Source organism: Paracoccus sp. S1E-3 (assembly GCF_013868135.1).
Lineage (GTDB): Bacteria > Pseudomonadota > Alphaproteobacteria > Rhodobacterales > Rhodobacteraceae > Paracoccus.
This window is the reverse complement of the sequence record NZ_JACEMU010000004.1, coordinates 20,363-42,281: the sequence shown is the minus strand read 5'-3', so window position 1 is coordinate 42,281 and position 21,919 is coordinate 20,363. Positions and strand designations below refer to the sequence as shown.

The 21,919-nt window shown below is 65.9% G+C and carries 24 protein-coding genes; 11 read left to right on the top strand and 13 right to left on the bottom strand.

Features of this window, described 5'->3' with window-relative positions:
- The first annotated feature begins 50 nt into the window (after positions 1–50).
- From H1S04_RS00260 to H1S04_RS00245, 4 genes are all read left to right on the top strand, one after another.
- Positions 51–1,049 (top strand): glycosyltransferase family 2 protein, encoded by a 999-nt coding sequence (locus H1S04_RS00260; RefSeq protein WP_181743574.1) that lies wholly within the window; start codon positions 51–53, stop codon positions 1,047–1,049.
- 370 nt (positions 1,050–1,419) lie between these two features.
- Positions 1,420–2,430, top strand: coding sequence for a hypothetical protein (locus H1S04_RS00255; protein ID WP_181743573.1), 1,011 nt, complete (start codon positions 1,420–1,422; stop codon positions 2,428–2,430).
- Positions 2,427–3,245 (top strand): glycosyltransferase, encoded by an 819-nt coding sequence (locus tag H1S04_RS00250; protein WP_181743572.1) that lies wholly within the window; start codon positions 2,427–2,429, stop codon positions 3,243–3,245. Before H1S04_RS00255 ends, H1S04_RS00250 begins: the two co-directional genes overlap by 4 nt.
- Positions 3,242–4,651: an O-antigen ligase gene (locus H1S04_RS00245; protein WP_181743571.1), complete on the top strand. Its 1,410-nt coding sequence runs from the start codon at positions 3,242–3,244 to the stop codon at positions 4,649–4,651. Before H1S04_RS00250 ends, H1S04_RS00245 begins: the two co-directional genes overlap by 4 nt.
- Before the next feature lie 252 nt (positions 4,652–4,903).
- Here H1S04_RS00245 and H1S04_RS00240 read toward each other — a convergent pair whose 3' ends face one another.
- From H1S04_RS00240 to H1S04_RS00215, 6 genes are all read right to left on the bottom strand, one after another.
- Complete coding sequence (locus H1S04_RS00240) at positions 4,904–5,599, bottom strand: sugar transferase (protein WP_181743570.1); 696 nt, start codon at positions 5,597–5,599, stop codon at positions 4,904–4,906.
- A gap of 282 nt (positions 5,600–5,881) precedes the next feature.
- Complete coding sequence (locus H1S04_RS00235; RefSeq protein ID WP_181743569.1) at positions 5,882–6,220, bottom strand: hypothetical protein; 339 nt, start codon at positions 6,218–6,220, stop codon at positions 5,882–5,884.
- A gap of 615 nt (positions 6,221–6,835) precedes the next feature.
- Complete coding sequence (locus H1S04_RS00230) at positions 6,836–7,705, bottom strand: 50S ribosomal protein L11 methyltransferase (RefSeq protein WP_181743568.1); 870 nt, start codon at positions 7,703–7,705, stop codon at positions 6,836–6,838.
- On the bottom strand, positions 7,705–8,286 hold the full coding sequence (msrA, locus tag H1S04_RS00225) for a peptide-methionine (S)-S-oxide reductase MsrA (protein ID WP_181743567.1): 582 nt from the start codon (positions 8,284–8,286) through the stop codon (positions 7,705–7,707). The genes H1S04_RS00230 and msrA overlap by 1 nt, the downstream gene beginning before the upstream one ends.
- Positions 8,287–8,514: 228 nt before the next feature.
- Positions 8,515–8,709 (bottom strand): DUF1127 domain-containing protein, encoded by a 195-nt coding sequence (locus H1S04_RS00220; RefSeq protein WP_181743566.1) that lies wholly within the window; start codon positions 8,707–8,709, stop codon positions 8,515–8,517.
- A 218-nt stretch (positions 8,710–8,927) separates the two neighbouring features.
- The gene (locus tag H1S04_RS00215) at positions 8,928–9,644 is read right to left on the bottom strand and encodes a 16S rRNA (uracil(1498)-N(3))-methyltransferase (RefSeq protein ID WP_181743565.1); all 717 of its coding nucleotides are present in this window, start codon (positions 9,642–9,644) and stop codon (positions 8,928–8,930) included.
- An 11-nt stretch (positions 9,645–9,655) separates the two neighbouring features.
- Here H1S04_RS00215 and ubiA point away from each other — a divergent pair, with 11 nt between their 5' ends.
- The 5 genes from ubiA (at position 9,656) to H1S04_RS00190 (ending at position 14,022) form a co-directional block, all read left to right on the top strand.
- A complete protein-coding gene (ubiA, locus tag H1S04_RS00210; protein ID WP_181743564.1) occupies positions 9,656–10,615 on the top strand; it encodes a 4-hydroxybenzoate octaprenyltransferase in 960 nt (319 codons plus the stop codon).
- Between the two features lie 60 nt (positions 10,616–10,675).
- Entirely contained in the window at positions 10,676–12,802 is a 2,127-nt protein-coding gene (locus tag H1S04_RS00205; RefSeq protein ID WP_181743563.1) for an OmpA family protein, read from the top strand.
- The gene (locus H1S04_RS00200) at positions 12,799–13,134 is read left to right on the top strand and encodes a hypothetical protein (protein WP_181743562.1); all 336 of its coding nucleotides are present in this window, start codon (positions 12,799–12,801) and stop codon (positions 13,132–13,134) included. The genes H1S04_RS00205 and H1S04_RS00200 overlap by 4 nt, the downstream gene beginning before the upstream one ends.
- Positions 13,135–13,146: 12 nt before the next feature.
- The gene (locus H1S04_RS00195) at positions 13,147–13,560 is read left to right on the top strand and encodes a hypothetical protein (RefSeq protein ID WP_181743561.1); all 414 of its coding nucleotides are present in this window, start codon (positions 13,147–13,149) and stop codon (positions 13,558–13,560) included.
- Between the two features lie 126 nt (positions 13,561–13,686).
- Complete coding sequence (locus H1S04_RS00190; protein WP_255435405.1) at positions 13,687–14,022, top strand: hypothetical protein; 336 nt, start codon at positions 13,687–13,689, stop codon at positions 14,020–14,022.
- Between the two features lie 42 nt (positions 14,023–14,064).
- Here the strand turns inward: H1S04_RS00190 and H1S04_RS00185 are convergent, their stop codons facing one another.
- From H1S04_RS00185 to H1S04_RS00170, 4 genes are all read right to left on the bottom strand, one after another.
- Positions 14,065–15,246: an amino acid aminotransferase gene (locus tag H1S04_RS00185; RefSeq protein WP_181743560.1), complete on the bottom strand. Its 1,182-nt coding sequence runs from the start codon at positions 15,244–15,246 to the stop codon at positions 14,065–14,067.
- Positions 15,246–16,100 carry a 3-mercaptopyruvate sulfurtransferase gene (gene sseA / locus H1S04_RS00180; RefSeq protein ID WP_181743559.1) on the bottom strand — a complete coding sequence of 285 codons (855 nt, stop codon included), beginning with the start codon at positions 16,098–16,100 and terminating at the stop codon, positions 15,246–15,248. The genes H1S04_RS00185 and sseA overlap by 1 nt, the downstream gene beginning before the upstream one ends.
- A gap of 69 nt (positions 16,101–16,169) precedes the next feature.
- Positions 16,170–17,828: a thiamine pyrophosphate-binding protein gene (locus H1S04_RS00175; protein ID WP_181743558.1), complete on the bottom strand. Its 1,659-nt coding sequence runs from the start codon at positions 17,826–17,828 to the stop codon at positions 16,170–16,172.
- 84 nt (positions 17,829–17,912) lie between these two features.
- On the bottom strand, positions 17,913–18,347 hold the full coding sequence (locus tag H1S04_RS00170; RefSeq protein WP_181743557.1) for an ion channel: 435 nt from the start codon (positions 18,345–18,347) through the stop codon (positions 17,913–17,915).
- Positions 18,348–18,468: 121 nt separating this feature from the next.
- Here H1S04_RS00170 and H1S04_RS00165 point away from each other — a divergent pair, with 121 nt between their 5' ends.
- Positions 18,469–18,942, top strand: coding sequence for a low molecular weight protein-tyrosine-phosphatase (locus H1S04_RS00165; protein WP_181743556.1), 474 nt, complete (start codon positions 18,469–18,471; stop codon positions 18,940–18,942).
- 48 nt (positions 18,943–18,990) lie between these two features.
- On the top strand, positions 18,991–19,464 hold the full coding sequence (gene smpB / locus H1S04_RS00160) for an SsrA-binding protein SmpB (RefSeq protein WP_181743555.1): 474 nt from the start codon (positions 18,991–18,993) through the stop codon (positions 19,462–19,464).
- Between the two features lie 565 nt (positions 19,465–20,029).
- Here smpB and H1S04_RS00155 read toward each other — a convergent pair.
- From H1S04_RS00155 to H1S04_RS00145, 3 genes are read right to left on the bottom strand one after another with little or no spacing between them, the layout of a single operon-like run.
- On the bottom strand, positions 20,030–20,368 hold the full coding sequence (locus H1S04_RS00155) for a hypothetical protein (RefSeq protein WP_181743554.1): 339 nt from the start codon (positions 20,366–20,368) through the stop codon (positions 20,030–20,032).
- A 1-nt stretch (position 20,369) separates the two neighbouring features.
- Positions 20,370–21,296, bottom strand: coding sequence for a DnaJ C-terminal domain-containing protein (locus H1S04_RS00150; RefSeq protein WP_181743553.1), 927 nt, complete (start codon positions 21,294–21,296; stop codon positions 20,370–20,372).
- Positions 21,297–21,320: 24 nt separating this feature from the next.
- Positions 21,321–21,893, bottom strand: a complete 573-nt coding sequence (locus tag H1S04_RS00145) for a DUF4202 domain-containing protein (RefSeq protein ID WP_181743552.1) — start codon at positions 21,891–21,893, stop codon at positions 21,321–21,323.
- Between the last annotated feature and the right edge of the window lie 26 nt (positions 21,894–21,919).

Below are 21,919 nucleotides of genomic sequence, written 5' to 3'. Positions count from 1 at the left end.
TCGCATACCCGGCGGCGCAGAGGTTCCAGTTCCCAGTCCCGAAGGTTTCCATGTCCAAGCCTTTCCTGCTGTCCATCGTCATCCCGAATCGCAACCGCGCGCAGACGCTGCTGCGCGCGCTTTTGTCGCTGGAGGGGCAGACGGCGGACGAGCTGGACATCGTGGTCGTCGATGATGCGTCCGAGACCGACCTGTCTGATGCATACGCTTTGGCCGAAAAGATGGGCGCGCGGGTGCTGCGCCAGCCGCGCCACCTGCGCGGCTCGGCCGCCCGAAATCGTGGCGTGACCGAGGCGCGCGGCACCCATGTCAGCTTCCTCGATTCCGACGATATCTGGCTTCCGGGCCGTTATGACGACATCAAGGCCTTCTTCGCACGGCCCGAGAATGACCGGCAGGTGCTGATCAGCGGTGCCCTGCTGCATGTCGGCGGCGAGATCCGCCCGACGGTGCAGCCTCCATGGAAGCCCGGCAGATCGCTGGTCGAATATGTCTATCGCGACGGCGCGCGGGTGCAGACCTCGATGCTGACGATGCCGGTCGATATCGCCCGCGCCCATCCCTTCGACGAGACGCTGCGGGTCAATCAGGACACCGATCTCGCGATGCGGCTGGACCGGGCCGGGATCGGCTTCACCGTCTCGCCGCTGCCGGCTCTGGTGAAAGAGGAAACGCCCCGCACCGACCGGCTGACCACCGACAATGCCACCGTGGAATGGTCCCATGCCTGGTACCTACGCGAGTCCCACGACTGGTCGGCGGCCGCCAAAAGCGGCTATCACCTTCAGGACCGGGTGTGGCGGCTGGCCGATGCGGGCCGCAAAGGACAGGCCATGCTGAGTCTCGGCCGGACCCTGTTCCCGCCGGTCTCGGCGCGCGAAACCGCACGGCGCGCGATCACGCTGGCACTCGGCGATCGCGGCTATACGGCGCTGCGGCGGGTCTACCGGAAAACCTCTGGCGACAAGGCGGTCCCGGAGAGGGCCGCAGCCGTTCTGCGCATCTGGCAGGAGCTGGACCGCCGCAGCAAGGAGATGAGCGGGGGATAGGCGCCGAACCGGCCGCAAAGCCCGATGTGTAGGCAAAAACGGACCCCGACCGGCGATCTTCTGCCCATTTTGCCCCGGCACGCCGGGGATAGTGATCGAAACCGGTGCGGCACTGCTCGACCTGTCGGGGCTTTTCGGGATAATACCGCGGCGCCGGACCTGTTTTCTGTTCCGCCGGCAGTTTTTTGAGGGGTGATGGCAGTGAGCCAGAATTTTCGTGCCTCGGTGGCCATGGGCCTGGCCCCTGCCGCGCTGACGGACGGTGCAGGCGGCCAGCCGGTGCCGTGCCGGGACCACAGGGATCTGCCCAACGCGGGTCCGCAGGCCGGTCACCCCCCTGCCCACCTTCCCGCAATTTGCCGAGGCTGACATGCGCAAAGCCCCCGATCCCTTCACGTTTGGCGATGTGTTCCGGGTTATCCGCAAGAACCTGCTCATCTCGCTGCTGCTGGCGGCCATGGGCGGGGCGGGTGCCTATGTGGTGGCCCAAGGGATACCCGATCGGTATGCAGCGACGGCGCGGCTGATTTCGGATGCCAGCCGCTCGGGTCTGATCACCACCAATGACCAGGGCCCGGACGAAACCGGCGACGCCACCGCGACCTCGACCATGGTCGAAACCATCAGCACCAGCGCGGTGCTGAACCACGCCCTGGCCGAAATGTCGCCCGAAGGTTTCGCCCTGCTGGCGCAATCGGCCAAGATCGACCCCGTTCCCACCGACCTCGACGCCATGGATGACGAAACCCGGCAGGCACTGTTGCGCGCATTGTCGCAGCAGCTGACGGTGAACAACAGTGGCCGGTCCTTCGTGATCAACCTCACCTATCTGTCGGAAAGTCCGCTGCTGGCTGCCGACGCCGCCAATGCCGTGGCCGAGGGCTATCTGCGCTACCGGCTGGAATTGCGCAACGCCGTCTATGCCAAGATGCTGGCCAATCTTCAACAGCAGATCGCCGAGTTGACCAACGGGTTGGAAGCCGCCGAAAAGATCGCGCAGACCATGCGCGAAAAGGTCCGCCTGCTGGCGCAGCGGAATGATGTCTGGGTCGAGGGCCGGCAGGAGCAGGCCATCGCCGAAAACGCCCAGCTTTATGCCAGCCAGCGCGAGGCCGAGCGCGAGGTCGCCGCCACCGCCGTCGTCTATGAGCGCCTGTTGCTGGAGCACCGCCAGATTCAAAGCCGCATGGGCGAACCCGAGATCACCGTGCAGCTTTTCTCGCCCGCTCTGGTGCCGACACGGCCCAGCGGTTTCAACGTCAAGCCGATCCTGCTGATGCTGGGGGTCCTCGCGGGCCTGCTGGCGGGCCTGTCGATCGGGCTGATCCGCGAGCGCATTCAGCGTCATCGCCGCGCCCGCCGTGAGGGAGCTTCGGCATGACCCGCCCCCCCGTCACCGCCGACGGCCGGCCCGAAATCTGCGTCCTCATCCCGGTCTTCCGCGACCAGACCGGATTGGACGAAACGCTGCGCATTCTCGCGCAGGACAGCTTTCCCTTCGATGTCGTGGTCGTGGACGACGGCTCGCCCACGCCGATCACCGCCCCCGATCATTGCGGCAGCCACCGCGTCACCCTGCAGCGGCTGGACCGCAATCAGGGGATCGAGCACGCGCTGAATGCCGGCATCGCGACCATTTTCGACCGCGGCTACACCTATATTTCGCGTCTGGATTGTGGCGACATTCCGCTCACCGGACGCTTCGAGAAGCAGTTTGCCTTCATGGAGGCACATCCCGATATCGGCATCCTCGGGACCTGGGCGCGCTGCGTGAACGACGACGGCGATTATCTGTTTACTTTGCGCTTTCCGACCGAATCAGCGGCGATGAATCGCCGCCAGCGCTATGTGCCCGCGATGCTGCATCCGACCATCATGATCCGCAGCGATTTCCTGCGCGAGGTCGGATTGTATTCCGACCGCTACAGGACCGCCGAGGATTACGAACTGTTCGTGCGGATGGCGCGCAAGCACGGCATCGCCAATATCCCCGAGGTGCTGACCCAGTATATCGTCAGCGAAACCGGCACCACCGCTGCCAAGCGCAAGCGCAACCTGGTCTCGCGTCTGGGGGTGCAGCGGGAATATTTCGGCTGGAACGACCCCCATTCCTATCTGGGCGTGGCGCGGACGCTGACCTTCATGGCGCTCCCCTTCAGCTGGCTCACGGCGGTAAAGAAGAAGGTCTGGCGATGATCGCGGCGGCCAGCCGCATGATCTCCAGCCGCATCCTTCCGCGCTGGCTGGTGATCCTGCTGATCGTGGCCACCATTTTCAACGACCTGCAGCCTTTCCTGCCGCTTGGCGAGCTGTCGAAGGACGCATTCGTCTATCTGTTTCCGCTGGCGTTCCTGATGTTGCTGCGCAATCCGGGGCGGGTGGCGCTGCCGCCGCTGTTTTCGGTGCTGCTGCTGATCTTCATCATCCTGATCGTGGTCAGCATCGCCGTCAATTACGAGGCCGTCTCGACCGCCTATTTCAAGGGCCGCAGCGGGATGAGCAGGGTCATCACCCAAGGCATGGCGGTGCTACTGGGGCCGCTGGTGACGCTGCTGTTCTTCAACCTCGCCAGCAGCGCCAACCGGCGCGACATCTCGCGCGGGGCCGAGGTGGCGCTGTGGGTCATGGCCGTGGTGGCCGTGTTCGAGACCGCGAGCTGGTCCGGCGTGCCGGGCTTTTCGCAGATCTATGAGGGGATGTCGGTCTTCATCCACGCCGAGACCAATGAATACTACCCCCTGCGGATGCGGCTGACCGCCTTCGAAGCCTCCTGGGCGGCGGTGATGCTGACCTTCATCTTCCCCTTCGCCATGACGCGGGCGACGCCGGTGAAGCTGTTCCTCTATGCCGGGTTCGTCATCCTGTCGATGTTCCTCGCCCAGTCGCGCACCGCCATGCTGGTGATCGGAATCCAGTATCTGGTTCTGCTGGCGGCCTTCATGCGGCGGAGGAAGGATTATATCGTCCATTGCGTGACCGCCATATGCATTGCGGCGATGACGGTGCTGGCGACGCCGGGCGTCGGGGAATCCGTGGCCACGAAAGTGTCCAACCTGATCGAGTTCGGCAGCGTGGACGGCATGATCGACAAGGATGGCGGGGTCGAGAATGTCTCCAACATCACCCGACTGGCAGCGGTGCGCGCCGGCATGTCGATGTTCCGGGAAAACCCGGTCTTCGGCGTGGGCTTCGCCCAATACGGCTTCAACTATCCCTCGCATATCCACATGGACGACATGCGCAGCTCGGAGGTGCGCAGCTATGTCACCGAGGCCGATATCGAACTGGCGTGGCCGCCCGCCTATTCGCTGCATGTGCGCCTGCTGGCAGAGCTGGGCATCATCGGCTATCTCAGCTGGCTGTCGCTTATCCTGCCGGTGCTGCTGCGCTCGCTGATGATGGCGGACGGCACCACCTATCTGGGGCGGATGCATCTGGCGGTGGCGATGACGCTGATCGGCTGGATGCTTCTGGGGGTCAGCATCGACAGCTTCCGCTTCTTCGGCGGCTGGATCGCTCTGGGCGTGGGACTGGCGCTGCCGCGGCCGCCCCGCAGCTTCGGCGACCGCCCGGTCGTGTCCCGGACCGCCGCCGCATCCTGATCACGGTGATCGCCCGCATGGGCGGGTCTTGCGTGAAGGGGATGTTGCGCGAAAGCTGTGTCAGCCATGGCTGCCCCGCAGCGCCTGCCGGGGCGCCGCAGGCGGGCGCAGATCCGGCAGGGGTGATCGATACGGGTTGTCGGCTGGCTGGTGCCGGGCGCACCGCTGCAGGACCTCGGGCGCCCCGGGCATGCGCAGGAGATGGGGCTGGCGCTGCCGCGCCCGCGCCCCTGGGGTTCGGCGCCCGCGCGGTTACTTGCCGGTGCGGCGCAGCATCGTCACCACGGTCATCGCCATGATGCGCAGGTCTTCCGTGAAGGAGATATCGCGCTCATAGGCCACGTCCATGCCGACGCGCTCGTCATAGCTGACATCGTTGCGCCCGGTGGTCTGCCACAGGCCGGTGAGGCCGGGGCGGACACGCAGATAGGCGGCCGCGTCGCTGCCATAGCGGGGCAGTTCGTCCTGAACGATCGGGCGCGGCCCGACCAGGCTCATCTCGCCTTTGAGCACGTTGAAAAGCTGCGGCAACTCGTCAAGGCTGGTCTTGCGCAGGAAGTTCCCGATGCCGGTCACGCGCGGGTCGTTGGTCAGCTTCTGCGACTCGTTCCATTCCCGACGCATCTCGGGCGAGCTGTCGAGCAGGCCTTTGAGGCGTTCCTCGGCGTTCATGGCCATCGAGCGCAGCTTGATGCAGCCGAAGCTTTCGCCGCCCTGACCCAACCGGCGATGCACGAAGATCGGCATGCCGCGGTCATATAGGAAAATGATTGCCGCGATTACGGCAAGCACAGGGGCCAAGACGACCAGGCCCAGGGTACTGGCCGCAATATCGAATGCCCGCTTCCCGCCATTGCGGTACCAGCTGTTTTCAGCGGCAAGCTCGGGCGCACGCACCCGGCGCACTTCCGTAGAGGAAGCAAAATGCTGATTATCAACGTTGATCATAACTATTCACCGTCGTCCTTTGCCATTTGACGCATCGTTGCCGTTAATGAACGTTAACCGCACGGGAAAGATAATTAATGGTGTTAGCGATACCTGTAAAGCGCTGCATCGCAGCATAGGCGGATTGTCGCAATTTGCACTGAACTGGATATTAATAAAACTTCTGGTTGTTTCGTTTGAAGCATTCAGGGTAAACGCAGAAGGAGAGTGAATATAAATTCACTCCTCCCATGATTGCCGGCGATAAACCGCCGACCTCAGACACCTAACTAATTTGTGTATTTACAGATAGTTGTATTGAATTTGCTGTGATTTCCTGCACTCGGCGCAGCGTCTGAGCGGCGATGAGGCAGGTTTTTCAAGCCAGTTACCAAAAAGAAACAAGGCATAAGAAGTCCGCTGCCACGCCATGCTGCATGTGCGGCAGAACTTCCTTAGACCGAGTTTGCTCCACGCAAATTCGGCCTCGCCCGACGTCAGCCGAAGGTCAGGTTGGGGGCCAGGAACACACCTCAAGATCGAGCGGCGATTGCTTACTGCAACTTTACCGAAAATTGGCAAGAACGACCCAAGCGCCGCCGTTGCCATTTCGCCAATTCTTAATTGATTGAAATAATTCATATACGATGCAGACAAAAGATATAGGGGGTCGGCAGGTTTGACGAAATATATAAATCGCAAATATAGGATAATTCTGTAGCGACAGGACAATACTCGCCCCACCGATTAAATTTTAAGACGTGCTTTCAGCTTCTTACCGGAATGCCCGATGTTCGGCCCAGGCTCCGACCGGACTGCCCGCACCCCGGTTCCCTGCCCTTGCCAAAATTCTGCCATCCATCTCCGCCGTAATCCGGGCACCCTGCGACGGCCGCGCGCAAAAGCCGCCGGGTTCGCCTCCAAACCCGACCGCAGAAATGCTGAGGATCCACACGCCAGTGCCCCCGCGCGGGATCATTACAGCGGCGGAATGCTTTGGACCGGAACATCGCCCAACCGAAACGGCACGGCAGAGCCCCGACAATCGCACGGCCGCGGACCGCGTTTTGGTTAAGCTGGCCGTGCCGAGGTGCCGCGAAGACGGGTCGCCAGTCCCACTGGTCTGCCCGTGCCTGCCGCGAAGGCAAGTGCCGCCTTCCTGTTCAATCCCGATCGTCAGGCCTGCGCTGCACGCAAAAGGACCCGGACAGGCGATCCGGGGCCTCGGATATTCTCGGGACGGCGAGATTTCGCCAATCAGCGACGCTGCACCACCAGCGCGGTCCAATCGCCCAGATCCTCGCGGCTTTCCGGATCGAACCCGGCGGCATTATAGGCGGCGAGCACTTCATCCGCCTGGGTGGTCAGCACCCCCGACAGAATCGCCCGGCCGCCATGGGCGACGTGGCGCGCCATGTCGGGCGCGAGGTCGATCAGCGGCTGTTTCAGGATATTGGCGAAGACCAGATCGAAGGGCGCCGCGTCGTCCAGAAGGTGATGGTCGAATCCGACCGCCTGAAAACAGGCCACCCGTCCGTCCAGCCCATTGGCGATCACATTCGCTTCGGCCACATCCACCGCGACCGGGTCGATGTCGGAGGCCAGCACCGTGCCCGGCCAGACCCGCGCCGCCGCCATCGCCAGCACGGCGGTGCCCGCGCCGATATCGGCCACCCGATGGGGCTGCCAGCCGGTATCGATCAGCCGGTCGAGCGCCAGCAGACAACCGCGCGTGGTGTTGTGATGGCCGGTGCCGAAGGCCATCGCCGCCTCGATCAGCAACGCCTCGGCACCGGGGGGCACCTTGTCGGCGTCATGGCTGCCATAGACGAAGAACCGCCCGGCGGAAACGGGGGTGAGTTCGCGCTTCACATGGGCGACCCAGTCGACTTCCGGCAATTCGCTGATGACGAAGGGATTGGCACCCTGCGCGGCGGCCAGCAACGCCAGGCCGATCTCGTCCGGCGGATCGGTGAAATAGGCGCCGACCTCCCAACGGTCGGAGCCGTCCTCGATCTCGAAGATGCCGGTGCCGACGGGTTCCGGCTGCAACTCCTCGCACAGATCGGCCAGGTTCGCGGCAGCCTCGCGGCCGATGACATGGGTCAGGGCGGTCCAGGTTGGCATCAGGGAAGCTCATGTCCTTCGGGCATCACCGCCTTGATGCCGGTGCCGCGCATGCTGCAGTAGCCGTCCGGGACCTTGTGCAGATATTGCTGATGGTCTGGCTCCGGCGCTGGATAGAAATGATCGACCGGCAGGATCTGGGTGGTGATCTTGCCGCGTCCGCCGACCGCCAGCCGGTTGTCATAATCGATCTTCGACGCCTCGGCCTGAGCGCGTTGCGTGTCGGTGTAATACATGATGAGCGAGCGATACTGATCGCCGATATCATTGTGCTGGCGGTCGCCCTGGGTGGGATCGTGATTCTCCCAGAACAGCTTGAGCAGGTGATCATAGCTGATGCGCGAGGGATCATAGACCAGATGCACCACCTCGGCATGGCCGGTATTCCCGGCGCAGACCTGGTCATAGGTCGGGTTCGGGACCGTGCCGCCGGCAAAGCCCACCTGCGTCATCCAGATGCCGGGCTGTTCCCAGAACAGCCGCTCGACACCCCAATAGCAGCCCATGCCGAAAATCGCCTGTTCGAACCCTTTCGGGATCGGTCCATCCATCGGACGGTCAAAAATCGCGTGATTGGCCATCGTCTCACCCTTTCGCAGTTCTGCGTCAACGCGGCCACCCTCAGGCGGTTTCACCTCGGGTGCCGGTGTCTTCACCGATCATTAAGGGATCAGAAGGGCCAAACACCAGAGGGGGCGACGCAAAGCCGGATCCCGCGGGCGCGCGTCAACCGGCCTTCAGGCAAGAAAAAACCCCGGCCGCATTACTGCTTGGCCGGGGTTCGGTCGGTCGGCGCCGCGGCGCAACCTTCAGGCACGGTGGTTCACCACAGCGTCGATATCGGCGCGGGTCAGACCGATGTCGTTCAGTTCGCGGTCGCTCAGGCGTTCCAGCTCGGCGCGGGTTTCCATGCGCAGCATCCAGCCGCGCACGGCTTCGGTGATGCGGGCGAAGAAGCCGTTGGTTTCAGCCGGGACGCGGGTCGTCAGGGTCATCGTGGTCATGTCTACATCCTCACTTTGTTCGGCGCCGGATCAGGCGCGGTTCATTCCGTGCCGCTGAAATAGGCCGATGCTGCGCCTGCAACCAGCCCCAAAGGCCGCAACGCCGCTATGCGTCCGGGGCATGATTTGCCGGCATCGGCGCGGATTTTAACGCGAATTTGATCCGATTCTGCGCATTTGCCCCCGATATCCGCGACGGCTGACGCTGCGATGCGGCATCACCAGTCGCCCAAATGGGCCTGAAACAGCGTCAGCAGCGATACCGCCGCCGTATCGGCGCGTAAAATCCGTGGGCCGAGACTGATCGGCATGACGAACGTAGCGTCACGAAGCCGCTGGCGTTCGGCGGGTGAAAAGCCCCCCTCGGGGCCAATCAGCACCGCCCAAGGGCCGCGCGGCAGGTCCGACAACGCATCCGCGGGCCCGAGCCGCGATTCGTCGGCCCAAAGAATGCGCCGTGCCGGGTCCCATCCGTTCAGCAGCTTCGACAGGCTGGTCAGATCGGTGACCTCGGGCACGAAGGTGCCCCCGCATTGCTCGGCCGCCTCGACCGCATGGGCCTGCAGGCGGTCCTGACGGATGCGCTCGGAATTGGTGAAATCGGTCTGCACGGGCAGGATGCGCGCGGCGCCCAGCTCGGCCGCCTTCTCGACGATGAAATCGGTGCGCGCCTTCTTGATCGGCGCGAAGATCAGCCACAGGTCCGGCGGATCGCGCTGCGGGGCGACCTGCGCGCGCAGGGCCAGCTCTCCGCCGCGCTTCGAAGCGGAGGTGATTTCAGCGTCCCACGCGCCGTCGCGGCCGTTGAACACCTCGATCACCGTGCCCGCCGGCAACCGCATCACCCCTGACAGGTAATGCGCCTGTTCCGCGTTCAAGGGGACGGCTTGCCCCGATGCGAGCGGGTGATCTATGAACAGCCTGACTTTTGACATGGGCCATTCCTATGAAAACCGCCTTCCAAATACCAGATGCCGTGCGCGATGCGGTCAATGGCAATTGGGTCGACACGCGTGCGCCGGCGCATTGGCGGCCGTGGTTGCGGCTCAGCCGGATCGACCGGCCGATCGGGACCTGGCTGTTGCTGTTGCCCTGCTGGTGGGGGATCGGTCTGGCGATGATGGCCAGCGGGCCGCGCTGGTTCGACCTGTGGATCTATCCCGCCTGCGCCATTGGCGCGGTGGTCATGCGCGGCGCCGGCTGCACCTGGAACGACATCACCGATCGCGAGATCGACGGCGCGGTCGACCGCACCCGCAACCGGCCCCTGCCCTCGGGTCAGGTAACGCTCAGGGGCGCCTATGTCTGGCTGGTGCTGCAACTGGCGATCGGGCTTCTGGTGCTGCTGACGCTGGGGCGTGCGGCGATCTGGCTGGGGGTTCTCAGCCTGTTGCCGGTGCTGGTCTATCCCTTTGCCAAGCGCTTCACCTGGTGGCCGCAGGTCTTTCTGGGCATCGCCTTCAACTGGGGGGTGATGCTGGCCTATGCGGCGCATCACGGCGGCCTGGACCTGGCGCCGATCATCGCCTGGTTCGGCGGCATCGCCTGGACGGTTTTCTATGACACCATCTATGCCCATCAGGATGCCGAATATGATGCGCTGATCGGGGTGAAATCCACCGCCCGGCTGTTCGGCGAGGAGACGCCGCGCTGGCTGGCGGTCTTCGGCGCGCTGGCGGTCACGCTGCTGGCGCTGGCGATTTCGGCCACCGGCATCGCCGGGTTCGGCTGGTGGGTGGCAATGGCGGGGCTGATGGGCTTTGCCGCGCATCTGGTCTGGCAGCTCTATATGCTGGATCTTCATGACGACCAGAACCAACTGATGCTGTTCCGGTCGAACCGGGATGCGGGGCTGATCCTGGCGGTATCGCTGGCCCTTGCCGGACTGTTGCAGCTTGCCAGCTGACACGGCTTCGTGTGTAACGGCATGATTTACAACCTTGCCCGGCGAGATTAACCCATCGCTATGAACGAACAGCCGATACCAGACCCGCCCACGCGGCCGGGACGCAGTGTGGGACAGGTAGTCCTGACGCTGTTCCTGCTGGTCGCGGCCGGGCTGGGAAGCTGGCAGGCCGCCATCCGCATCGCGTCCGAGATCGAGACCCGCAGCGCCGCCCAGATCCGCCGCGCGCTGGCGGCCGAGGGGCAGGACTGGGCCTCGGTCAGCACCGATGGGCTGATCGTGCGGCTGCGCGGCACCGCCCCTGACGAGGTCGCCCGTTTCCGGGTGCTGACCACCGCCAGCGGGCTGGTCGATGACCGTCGCATCCTGGACCAGATGACCGTCGCCGAGCGTGACATGCTGGAGCCGCCGAAATTCTCGCTGGAACTGCTGCGCCAGGGCGACAGCCTGTCGCTGATCGGGCTGGTGCCCGCCCGCACCGACCGCGACGCCATGGCCGCGCGGCTGACCGGCACCGGGGTCGAGGTCGCCGATCTGACCAGCACTGCCGCCTTTCCGCCGCCCAAGGACTGGCAGCCGGCGCTGGATTACGCCCTTCGCGCGGCGGTGATGCTGGAACAGGGCACCATCTCGGTGACGCCCGGCACGGTGCGCATTCAGGCCAATGCGAAGGACCCCGCCGACAAGACCCGGCTGGACGCCGCGCTGCGCAACGCCCTGCCCGAAGGGATCACGCTGCAGGCCACCGTGACCGCCCCCTTGCCGGTGATCGCGCCCTATCGGCTGCGTTTCGTGCGCGGGACCGAGGGCGCCGCGCTGGAAATCTGCGCCGCCGACACCACCGAGGCGCGCGACGCCATCCTCGCCGCGGCCGCCCAGGCCGGGGCGCCGGCGCCGGATTGCGCGCTGGGGATCGGCGCGCCGGCCGGCTGGACTCATGTGGTGATCGCCGCACTGGCGGCGATGCAGGAACTGGGCCCCGGCACCCTCGCCATCACCGATCGCAGCATCCAGGTCACCGGACCCGCCGACCTCTCGGCGCCTGAACTGACCCGGCAGATGGACCAGTTGGCCGCACAACTGCCCAGCGGCTGGAACCTGAATGCCAGCCTCGCCGAACCTGCGCCCGATGAAGGCCCCGCCAGCTTCACCGCCGATATCGACGCGGGGGGGCAGGCCTCGATCGCCGGGGTCGTGTCCGACGACACCATGCGCCAGACCGTGCAATCGCTGGCCCGCGCCCAGCTCGGCCCGACCGGGGGCGACCTGCGCCTCGACCCAGCCCTGCCCGAGGGCTGGGCGCTGCGGGTGATGGCGGGGCTCGACGCGATGGGCCTGGTCGATGAGGGCCGGTTGGAAGTGACGCAGGATCTGATCCGCCTCAATGGTGTCAGCGGCGATCCGCTGGCCCCGGAAAAGGCCATCGCGGCGCTGTCGATGCGGCTTGGCGCGGGCGCTGATTACGCGCTGACGCTGGCCTACGACCGCTATCGCGATCCGACCATCGAACTTCCCGACGCCGCCGCCTGCGTCGACCGCCTGAACGCGGCGCTGCTGCAATCCGAAGTCGGGTTCGAGCCGGGCGGCGCCAAAATCGCCGGCGACATCGCCCCGGTGCTGGAGGAGATGCGTCCCATCCTTGCCGAATGCGGCGATTACCGGATGGAGATCGCCGGTCATACCGATGCGCAGGGCGGCGACGACTCGAACCTGATCCTGTCGCGCGAACGCGCGCAGACGGTGCTTGAAGCCATGCGCGCGGCGGGGCTGGCGGTGCAGAACATGGTGTCGCAAGGTTACGGCGAAACCCGCCCGATCGCCGAGAACGACACCCAGGAAGGCCGCGACGCGAACCGCCGGATCGAGGTCACGCTGCTTTCACCCGATCCGGTGCGGGTGCCAGTCGGTGCGGTCCCCGAACTGGTCGGCAAGACCTCGACGCCCGAAGCCGCGGCCGAGGCCCTGCGCCGCGCCCAGCCCCCCGATATGGCCGACACCCCCGACAACTCGGGCGTGCCCGCCCCGGCCTTTGATACTGATATTCTGGCCACGCCCCCGCAGATCGAGCCGTCACCCGTTGTCGAGGATGCCGGGACCGACGCGCCACGTCCGCCCGGTCGCCCCGACGAAGGCGCTGCCGCCGCGGCGACGGATGCCCCCGACACCCCCGCCGAGGAGGCCCAATGACCCGCGACAATCTGATCCTCGCCATTGCGCTGATAATGTTCGCAGCTTTCCTTCTGGGCTGGCTTTCCTGCTGGCTGGTCGGCCGGCTGACCCGCCCCGGCAATGCCGAACTGAAGGTGCTGGATCGGCTGGCCGAGGACCTGCACGCGGCCGAGGCCGCGCTTGAACGCGTCACCGGCGAAGGCCTGAATCGCGAGGCTGCGATGCACGAACGGCTGGCTTTCTCGGCCGCGGAACTGGCAACGGCCCGCGGCGCCCTACAGGAGGCCAGCGAGGAGATCGAGGAACTGCGCGCCTATATCGAAACCCATATTGCCAAGCCGCAGCATTAGGGGCCGCCCACCATGCGCTGGCGGATCGTCACAGCGCTTGCAGCGCTGACTTTGCTGAGTGGCTGCTGTGCCCCGGTGCAATGCCGTCAGGCAAAGACCAGTTTCAAGCAGCTGACGCCGGTGACGAATGCTCTGTCGGCATTCCAGACCACCCATGGACATGCCCCCAAGACCATCGAACAGGCTTTGCCTACCGGACTTCCCGCCAATGTCCGCCGGCTGCGCGACAATGGCAGCAACATCTCCTATCAACTGACCCTGCCCCGCAACCGGGTGCAGCCGTTCAGCTACGGCGCGCCGGGCCTCGCGTCCAAGACTGCCACGCCACCCGTCACCGTGCTGGAATTCAGCTATACCGGCCCCGGCTTCAACACCTGCCGTTGGAAACCCGACAGCCCGGTCTGGACCTGCTCAGGTTACTACTAACCTCGCCGGACCACAGGACGGCTGCGAAACCATGGCCGCCGCTGGCCCGGATATGCTAGGCCGACAGATGGCGCAGCCTCCGCACATCTTCTGCCACCGGCTCATCCACCCTGCGCCGCCCCCGATGTGACGGGGCTTTTGCATGGTCTGTTCACCGGCCACCTGCTAGGCCCGGAAGCGCTTGCGCAGATGCTGATCCGCCACCCACCTGGGGGCGCGATCGCCGGGCGGCCATGGACGGAATGCGGCTATGGGCTTGGCCTGATGAGCGGTCGCTTCGGCCCCGCCGGACGCGCCATCGGGCATTCGGGCGGCGGCCCGTTCAATGTGGTCGCAGTTTACCATTTCCCCGATCTCGCGCCAACCGTCACCGTCGCCAGCTTTGCCGACGCGCCGCATGAAGGCGAGGTGGCATTCGCCGCGCGCGATGGCGCCCGCCGCAGGTTGGCCGCGCCGAATTGAAAAGGGGGCCGAGGCCCCCTTTTCAAGGTGATCGGCAAGCTCTCAGACGCCCGCCTCGACGATGGCGCGGGCCAGAACCGGGATGGAATCGCGGTTCAGCCCGGCGATGTTCAGGCGCGAATCCCCGACCATATAGATCCCGGCCTCCTGCTTCATCCTCTCGACCTGCTCGGGCGTGGCGCCCAGGCGCGAGAACATGCCGCGATGGCGCTGGAGGAAGTCGAAGCGGTCGGTGCCTGTCAGCAGGCGCAGTTCCTCGGCCAGTTGCGTGCGTAGGCCCAGCATGGTCTGGCGCACCTCCTCCAGTTCGGCCTTCCAGTCGGCCGTCAGCCCCTCGTCCCCGAGAATGGTCGAAACGATCCGCGCCCCGTGATCGGGCGGGAAGCTGTAATTCTGCCGGTTCAGATAGGCCATCGCGCCCTGCGACAGCTCGCGCGCCTTGTCGTCGGCGGTCAGCGTCATCAGGATGCCGGTGCGTTCACGGTAGATGCCGAAATTCTTCGAACACGAGGCGGCGATCAGCACCTCGGGCAGGCGCAGCGCGATCATCCGGGTGGCGGCGGCGTCTTCTTCCAGACCATCGCCAAAACCCTGATAGGCGAGGTCGATCAGCGGGATCGCCCCGGTCTGTTCCAGCACCTCGGCGATGGCGTCCCATTGCTCGGCGGTCGGGTTCGCGCCGGTCGGGTTATGGCAGCAGCCATGCAGCAATACCACGTCACCCTTCTTCGCGCGCCTGAGGCCGTCCAGCATGGCCTCGAACGCGACGCCACGGGTGGCGCTGTCGAAATACGGATACATTTCATAGGCCTGACCCATGAAGTTCATGATCGACAAGTGGTTCGGCCAGGTCGGGTCCGAGACATGGATCACCGCATCCGGGTTGGCCATGCGCACCAGTTCCAGCGCCTGACGGATCGCACCGGTGCCGCCGACGGTGCCGACCGAGGCCACACGCCCCTTGCCCACATCGCCCAGCACCAGCGTGGCCATGGCGTCGCGATACTCTGGCTCGCCCGCCAGCGCGGTATAGGTCTTGGTGGTCTGGGTTTCCCAGATCTTCCGTTCCGCCGCCTTGACGGCACGCATCACCGGGGTCAGCCCGTTCGGATCCTTGTAGACACCGACGCCGAGATCGATCTTGCCCTGACGGGTATCGGCCTTGAACTCGGCCATCAAGGACAGGATCTTGTCGGGGGCTTGGGGTTTCAGATTGCCCAGCATCATGCGTCTCCGGTTGCGGTTTTCACGTCGGGTAGCGCGCCCCATTCGGCCCAGGAGCCGTCATAGAGCGCGTGATTGCGATGCCCCAGCCGTTCCAGCGCCAGCGACAGCGAGGCGGCGGTGATGCCCGATCCGCAGCTGGTGATGGCGGGGCGCGACAGGTCGACCCCGGCAGCGTCGAAGGCGGCGCGAAGGGCGGCCGGGTCTTTCATGGTGCCATCGGGGTTGTAAAGCTGGCCGAAGGGCAGATTGCGCGCGCCGGGCATATGGCCGCTGGTCAGGCCGGGGCGCGGCTCGGGCATGTCGCCGCGGAAGCGGTCGGCGGCGCGGGCGTCGATGATCTGGGCACTGCCGCTGGCCGAAGCCTCGGCCACCTCAGCCGCGTCGCGGACCAGATCGGGGCGCGGATGTGCCGTCAGATGCCCATCCGGCACGGCGGGGGTGGCATCGGTCAGGGCGCGACCCTCGGCGCGCCATTTCGCCAGACCGCCATCCAGCACCGCCACGCGGTCATGCCCCATCGCCCGGAAGGTCCACCAGACTCGGGCGGCGCTGCGGGTGGCGGCGTCATCATAGATCACCACCTGATCGCCATCGCCGATCCCGAGCGCCGCTGCAGCAAGGGCGAAAGCCTCGGGCGTGGGCAGCATATGGGGCAGATCGGTGTCCGGGTCGGCCACGGCATCGATGTCGAAGAACCGCGCGCCGGGGATATGGGCGGCCGCATATTCGGCAAGGGCGTCGCGCCCGGCCGCCGGCATGTGCCAGCTGGCATCGAGGATGCGCAGCCCCGGAACATCCAGATGCGCCGCCAGCCATTCGGTCGACACCAGCGTCTTCGGATCGTCGGTCACGCGCGCCTCCTCACGGTCAGTTGCGGCACGTCTCTAGCGCCGCACCGCGATTGGGGCAACCCGATTGCGTCAGCCCTGCGCCGACGCGCGGATCTGTGACAACGTGGCCGAACTGGTCAGCGCCTCGGGGTCCAGTCGCAGCTCGATCACGGCGAGGCTGCCCGCCGCCTCTGCGCGGGCGAAGGCGGCGGGAAAATCGGCATCTGCCGTCACCACCTCGCCATGACCGCCATAGCTGCGCGCCAGCGCGGCGAAATCGGGGCTGGCAAGGGCCGTGCCCGAGACGCGGGCCGGATAGTGGCGCTCCTGATGCATGCGGATGGTGCCGTATTGGCCATTATTGGCGACGATGACGATCACATGGGCGCCGTGCTGGGCGGCGGTCGACAGCTCGTTCACGGTCATCTGCAGGCAGCCGTCGCCGGCGAGGCAGACCACCACGCGGTCCGGCGTGTTCAGCTTGGCGGCGATGGCGGCGGGCAGCCCATAACCCATGCTGCCCGAGGTCGGCGCCGCCTGGGTGAAGGGCCGTTTGAAGCGGAAATAGCGATGCAGAAAGGCCGCGTAATTGCCCGCGCCATTGGTCAGGACGGCGTCTTCGGGCAAGTGATCGGACAGCCAGCGGATAATGTTTTCCATCCGCACGGCGCCCGGCGTCGGGCGCAGGGTCTGCCAGTCCTCGTAGCGGGCGCGCAGCCCGGTCGTCCAGTCGGTGAAGCGGCGCGTGGCCGGGCGCGCAGCGAGGGCCGCGACCATCGCCTGCGGATCGGCGCAGATGCCGGGATCCGCGCGCCAGAGATGCCCGATCTCGTCCGGGTCGGGATGGACCATGACGATCCGCCGGCCCTGCCCGGCCGGGTCCATCAGCGCATAGCCATTGGTCAGCGTGTCCCCCAGCCGCGAGCCCAGCGAGATCACCAGATCCGCCTCGCCGAGCGCCGCGCCAAGCTGCGGGTTCATGCCGACGCCGAGATCGCCGACATATTGCGGCAGCCGGTTGTCGATCCGGTCCTGTCGCCGGAAGGGCACCGCCACCGGTGCATCCCAGGCGGCGGCAAAGCGGGCGAGATTCTCGGCAGCCGTCTCGGACCACAATGATCCACCGGGCACGATCAGCGGTCGCTCGGCCTGCGCCAGCGCCGCGATGACCGCGTCCACGGCGTCGGCCGAGGGCGCGTTCATCACCGGCTGCGCGGCGGGCAGATCGGGGGCGTCGGAATGGGCGCTCAGCATGTCTTCGGGCAGCGCCAGCACGACCGGGCCGGGTCGGCCGGACATGGCCACATGGAAGGCGCGGGCCATGTATTCGGGGATCCGGGCGGTATCGTCGATCTGCGCCGCCCATTTGGCAATGCCGCCGAAGACCTGCGGATAGTTCAATTCCTGAAACGCCTCGCGGTCGCGATCGGCGCGGGCGATCTGGCCGACCAGCAGGATCATCGGAGTCGAATCCTGGCGCGCGACATGGACGCCGGCGCTGGCATTGGTGGCACCGGGACCGCGCGTCACGATCGCCACACCGGGGCGCCCGGTCAGCTTCGCCGTCGCTTCGGCCATCATCGCGGCGCCGCCCTCCTGCCGGCAGACAATATTCTCGATCCCCGAATCGTAAAGCCCGTCCAGCACCGCCAGAAAGCTTTCGCCGGGGACCGAGAAGACGCGGGTGACGCCGTTCGCCTTCAGCGCCTCGACAAGGATCTGCCCGCCATGCCTGCCTGTCTTGTCCATCCTGCGCCCTTCCTCCTGTGTTTCAGGCGGCAGAGGATCAAATCAAGGCCGAAGGGGCAAGCCCTGCTGCCATCACGGCGGGCGTCAGGGGGTCGGAACCCCATATTTCTGCCGGAGCACCCGGATCGAGTCGATCATCACCGCAGTCAGCACACCGATATTCAGCATCCCGTTCACCGCCGCCAGCGCCCCCAGCACCCGCAGCCCCTTGGGCAGCAGCACATCGCCGTAGCCCAGCGTGGTGAAGGTCACCAGCGTGTAGTAGATCGCCTCCTCGCGGTCGGCGAAGGCGCCCAGGGCTTGCAGCACCACCGCCCACAGCCAGACCTGGGCCGAGATCGCCGCCAGCGCCCAAAGCGTCATCACCATAATGCCCACGGTCACCCGCACGCGCGGCCGCCAATGGCGCAGCCAGTCGCCGCGGCTGTCCAGCGTCAGCTCCAGCGCCCAGGTGGTCAGGCCCGCAATCGCCACCGTCGCCATCATCAGGACCGAGCCCAATGTGATCTGAAAGAACATCCCGCCCCCCTGATTTCGCTGCAGATTAATCGGCGCGGTCGGTCGCCACAATCCGCACCGTCTTGTCCCGCACGACGGATCGCGTAACCTGCGCGGATCGCACATCCCGGAAAGCAAGATCATGTCCACGCCATCGGTTCTGTTCGTCTGCCTCGGCAATATCTGCCGCTCGCCTCTGGCCGAGGGGGCGCTGCGCGCGGTGGCGGCGCGCGCCGGCGTGACGATCCTGATCGACTCGGCCGGGACCGGCAACTGGCATGTCGGCGATGCGCCCGATCCGCGCGCGCAGGCGGTCGCGGCGCGGCATGGCGTCGACATTTCCGCGCTGCGCGCGCGGCAGGTCCGGGCCGAGGATTTTCACCGCTTCGACCATATCGTCGCCATGGACCGCGACAACCTGGCCGAGCTTCGTCGCCTGGCCCCCGCCGACGCGCCCGCGCGACTGTCGCTGATGCTGGATCACGTGCCGGGGCGGAAGGGCAAGTCGGTGGCCGATCCCTATTTCGGCGATGCCTCGGGCTTCGGCGCAACCTGGGAGGAGGTGCTGGCCGGGGCGGAGGGCCTGCTGGACCGCATCACCCAGCCCCGACGCTAGGCCGGGCGCCTTTACTTCGGCCCGCGCTGCCCCTATCTCATCCCGACCATGGCCACGAAATCCGATCCCAATTACAAGATCATCGCCGAGAACCGCCGGGCGCGTTTCGATTACTTCATCGAAAGCGATCTGGAGGTCGGCATCATCCTCACCGGTTCCGAGGTGAAATCCCTGCGGACCGGCCAGTCCAACATCGCCGAAAGCTATGCCAATGTCGAAGGCGGCGAGCTGTGGCTGATCAACGGCTATATCGCCGCCTACAAGCAGGCCGGGGTCTTCGGACACGAGGAACGCCGCCGCCGCAAGCTGCTGGTGTCGAAGAAGGAACTGGCGCGCCTGTGGTCGGCCACCGCGCGCGAGGGCATGACGCTGGTGCCGCTGGTGATGTATTTCAACGACCGGGGTATCGTGAAGCTGAAGATCGGCGTCGCCAAGGGCAAGAAGAACGCCGACAAGCGCGAGACCTCCGCCAAGCGCGACTGGAACCGCCAGAAGCAGCGGCTGCTGAAGCAGAACAGCTGAGCGGGCGCCGGTCTGCACCCGGCCGCACGGCGGCGATACCGCCCCTTTCACAGCATCCGCCGCTGGCAGCGGCATCAGCGAGGCCGACCAGCCGCCGCGCCGTGATCCTCATTCGCACCGATTCCCGGAGCGCCTTACAGGGCAGGCGGCGCGACCGACAGCCTCCCTCTGCCGGTCCTCTCCGACCTGCCGGCGTGGCCACCTTTCCGGCAGGCCGATGTGGGTTTCAGATGCCGGGCAGCCCCGCGCCGCACAGCGCTGGTGAGCGCTGTCTTCCCAGATCATGCGTCATTCGGGCCAAGGCGCGCTGCCGCCCGGCATTCTCATGCCCAAACGCCGACAGCGGTGGTCGCGCCGCCGGCTGCACCTTTCGGACCGGTTCCCTGCCCGGCCGGGATGCCGCTGTCCGCGCCGTCTTTCGGGCCGTCCTCATCTCGGGCAAGACGGCCACTTCGCAGGATCGAGATCGCCGTCATCCGCACAGGGCGGACCGCGCCGCCTGCCCCGCCGCTTCGACAGGCAGCGAGTCCCATAACGGCTGCTGCCCGGCCTGCTCTCGCGTCGATCAGCCCTGCTTGCGCGCAAGGCGAATACGGGCGATGACACGCTCGCGCGCCTCGTCGGGTTCCTCGGCAAGCGCCGCGATCAGCGCCCGCATCTGGCCACGCAGCCCATGCGTCTCATCCAGAAGCCGCATCACAAGCGACAGCGCGTCGCCGTCCAGCCCGTAATCCTCGCTGAGATCGCATAGCAGGCGCGCCCGCGCCCGGTCGATCTCGCGGAAGGTCTCGCCCTGCTCCGAAACGACCGGGCGCAGCACGCGCATCTCGATGTAATGGGTCAGCCGCGGCGCGGTCAGATCGTCGATGCTGGCGATGAGTTCCTCTGCCGTATAGCGCGCCATCTCACACCCCCATTCCGCCGCGCGGATCATAGGGGTTGTCCTGGCGCCATTTTTCCATGAACTCGACCAGATCATGATCGACATTCGGCGGCATCACGATCTTGAGCTGCACATATTGATTGCCGCCCTTGATGCCCTTGCCCTTCAGGCGCAGCTTCTGGCCGGTGGTCGCGCCGCGCGGCAGGTTCATCGATACCGCCCCGTCCAGCGTCGGCACCTCGACCTTGCCGCCCAGCACCGCTTCGTCGATGGTGATCGGCAGGGTGATGGTCACGTCGTTGCCGTCGCGGGTCCAGTCCGGGTGACTGCCCACATGCAGCGTCAGATAGACATCGCCCGGCGCGCCCTTGCCATGGCCGGGACCGCCCTTGCCGCGCAACCGGATGGTCTGCCCCTCGGTCGCGCCTTCGGGGATCTGCACCTCGACAGCGCTGCCGCCGGGCAGTGTGATGCGGGTGCTTCCCCCCTTGGCGGCGGTCATGAAATCGACTTCCAGATCATAGCGCGCATCCTGCCCGCGCATATCGAAGGCCTGCCCCCCGCCCGAGCGGCGGAACCCGCCACCGAAACCGCCACCGAAACCGCCGCCCTCACCGAACAGATCGTCGAACACATCCGAGAAATCGCCATACCCGGCACTGGAATATTGCCGGTAGGGATTGTCGCCGCGCTCGGCGAAATCGCGATAGAATTTCTGCTGGGCGCGTTCCTGCCCGGTGGCGTCGATCTCGCCCCGGTCGAAGCGGGCGCGCTGATCGGGGTCCTTCAGCAGATCATAGGCCGAGGAGGCCGCCTTGAACCGTTCCGCCGCCTTGGGGTCGGGGTTCAGGTCGGGGTGGTCGGTCTTGGCGATCTTGCGATAGGCCTTCTTGATATCGTCCTGACTGGCGGATTTTGTCAGCCCGAGCGCCTTGTAGGGATCGTCCATCTTCTGTCTTTCCAAATCTCGAATTCAGCGCGCATCGTCGCGGAAGAAGCTCGCCAGCGGCTCGGGGATGGCGAATTCGTCAAGCGCCCGCGCCCGCGCCATGGCCGACATCTTGCGGGCGGTCTTGTTGACGATACGCTCCATATCCTCGGGCGTCTGGGTTTCGGCGAAAGGCGCCATATAGTGACGCATGAAGGTAAAGCAGGCGACATCTTCAAGGGCCTGCACGTCAGGATCGCGCTTGATCCCCTCCTTGCGCAGCATTTTTTCGGCATGGGCGATCTCGTCGGGGGTATAACCGGCCCCGGCCATGAAGCCTGCCACCCGCGCGGCATGACGGCGCCCCTGTTCGACCCGCCAGGCCAGATAGCCCACCCGGCCATCCGGGAAATCATGGCGCGGCAGCTTCCATCGTTCGACATGCTGCCCCCGGCAGGCGATCTGCAACGGCTCGGAGGCCTCGGGGTAAAGGGCGCGCTGCTCGGCGGTCATGCGCTGACCATACAGCAGTTCGGCCGGCTCGCCGGCTTCCTGATGCGGATCCGCGGCATTGGCCGCATCGATTCGGGCGAAAACTTCGTCGCGTTTGGTGCTCATGGGCGCATCTTGCCCAAGCGGCGCGG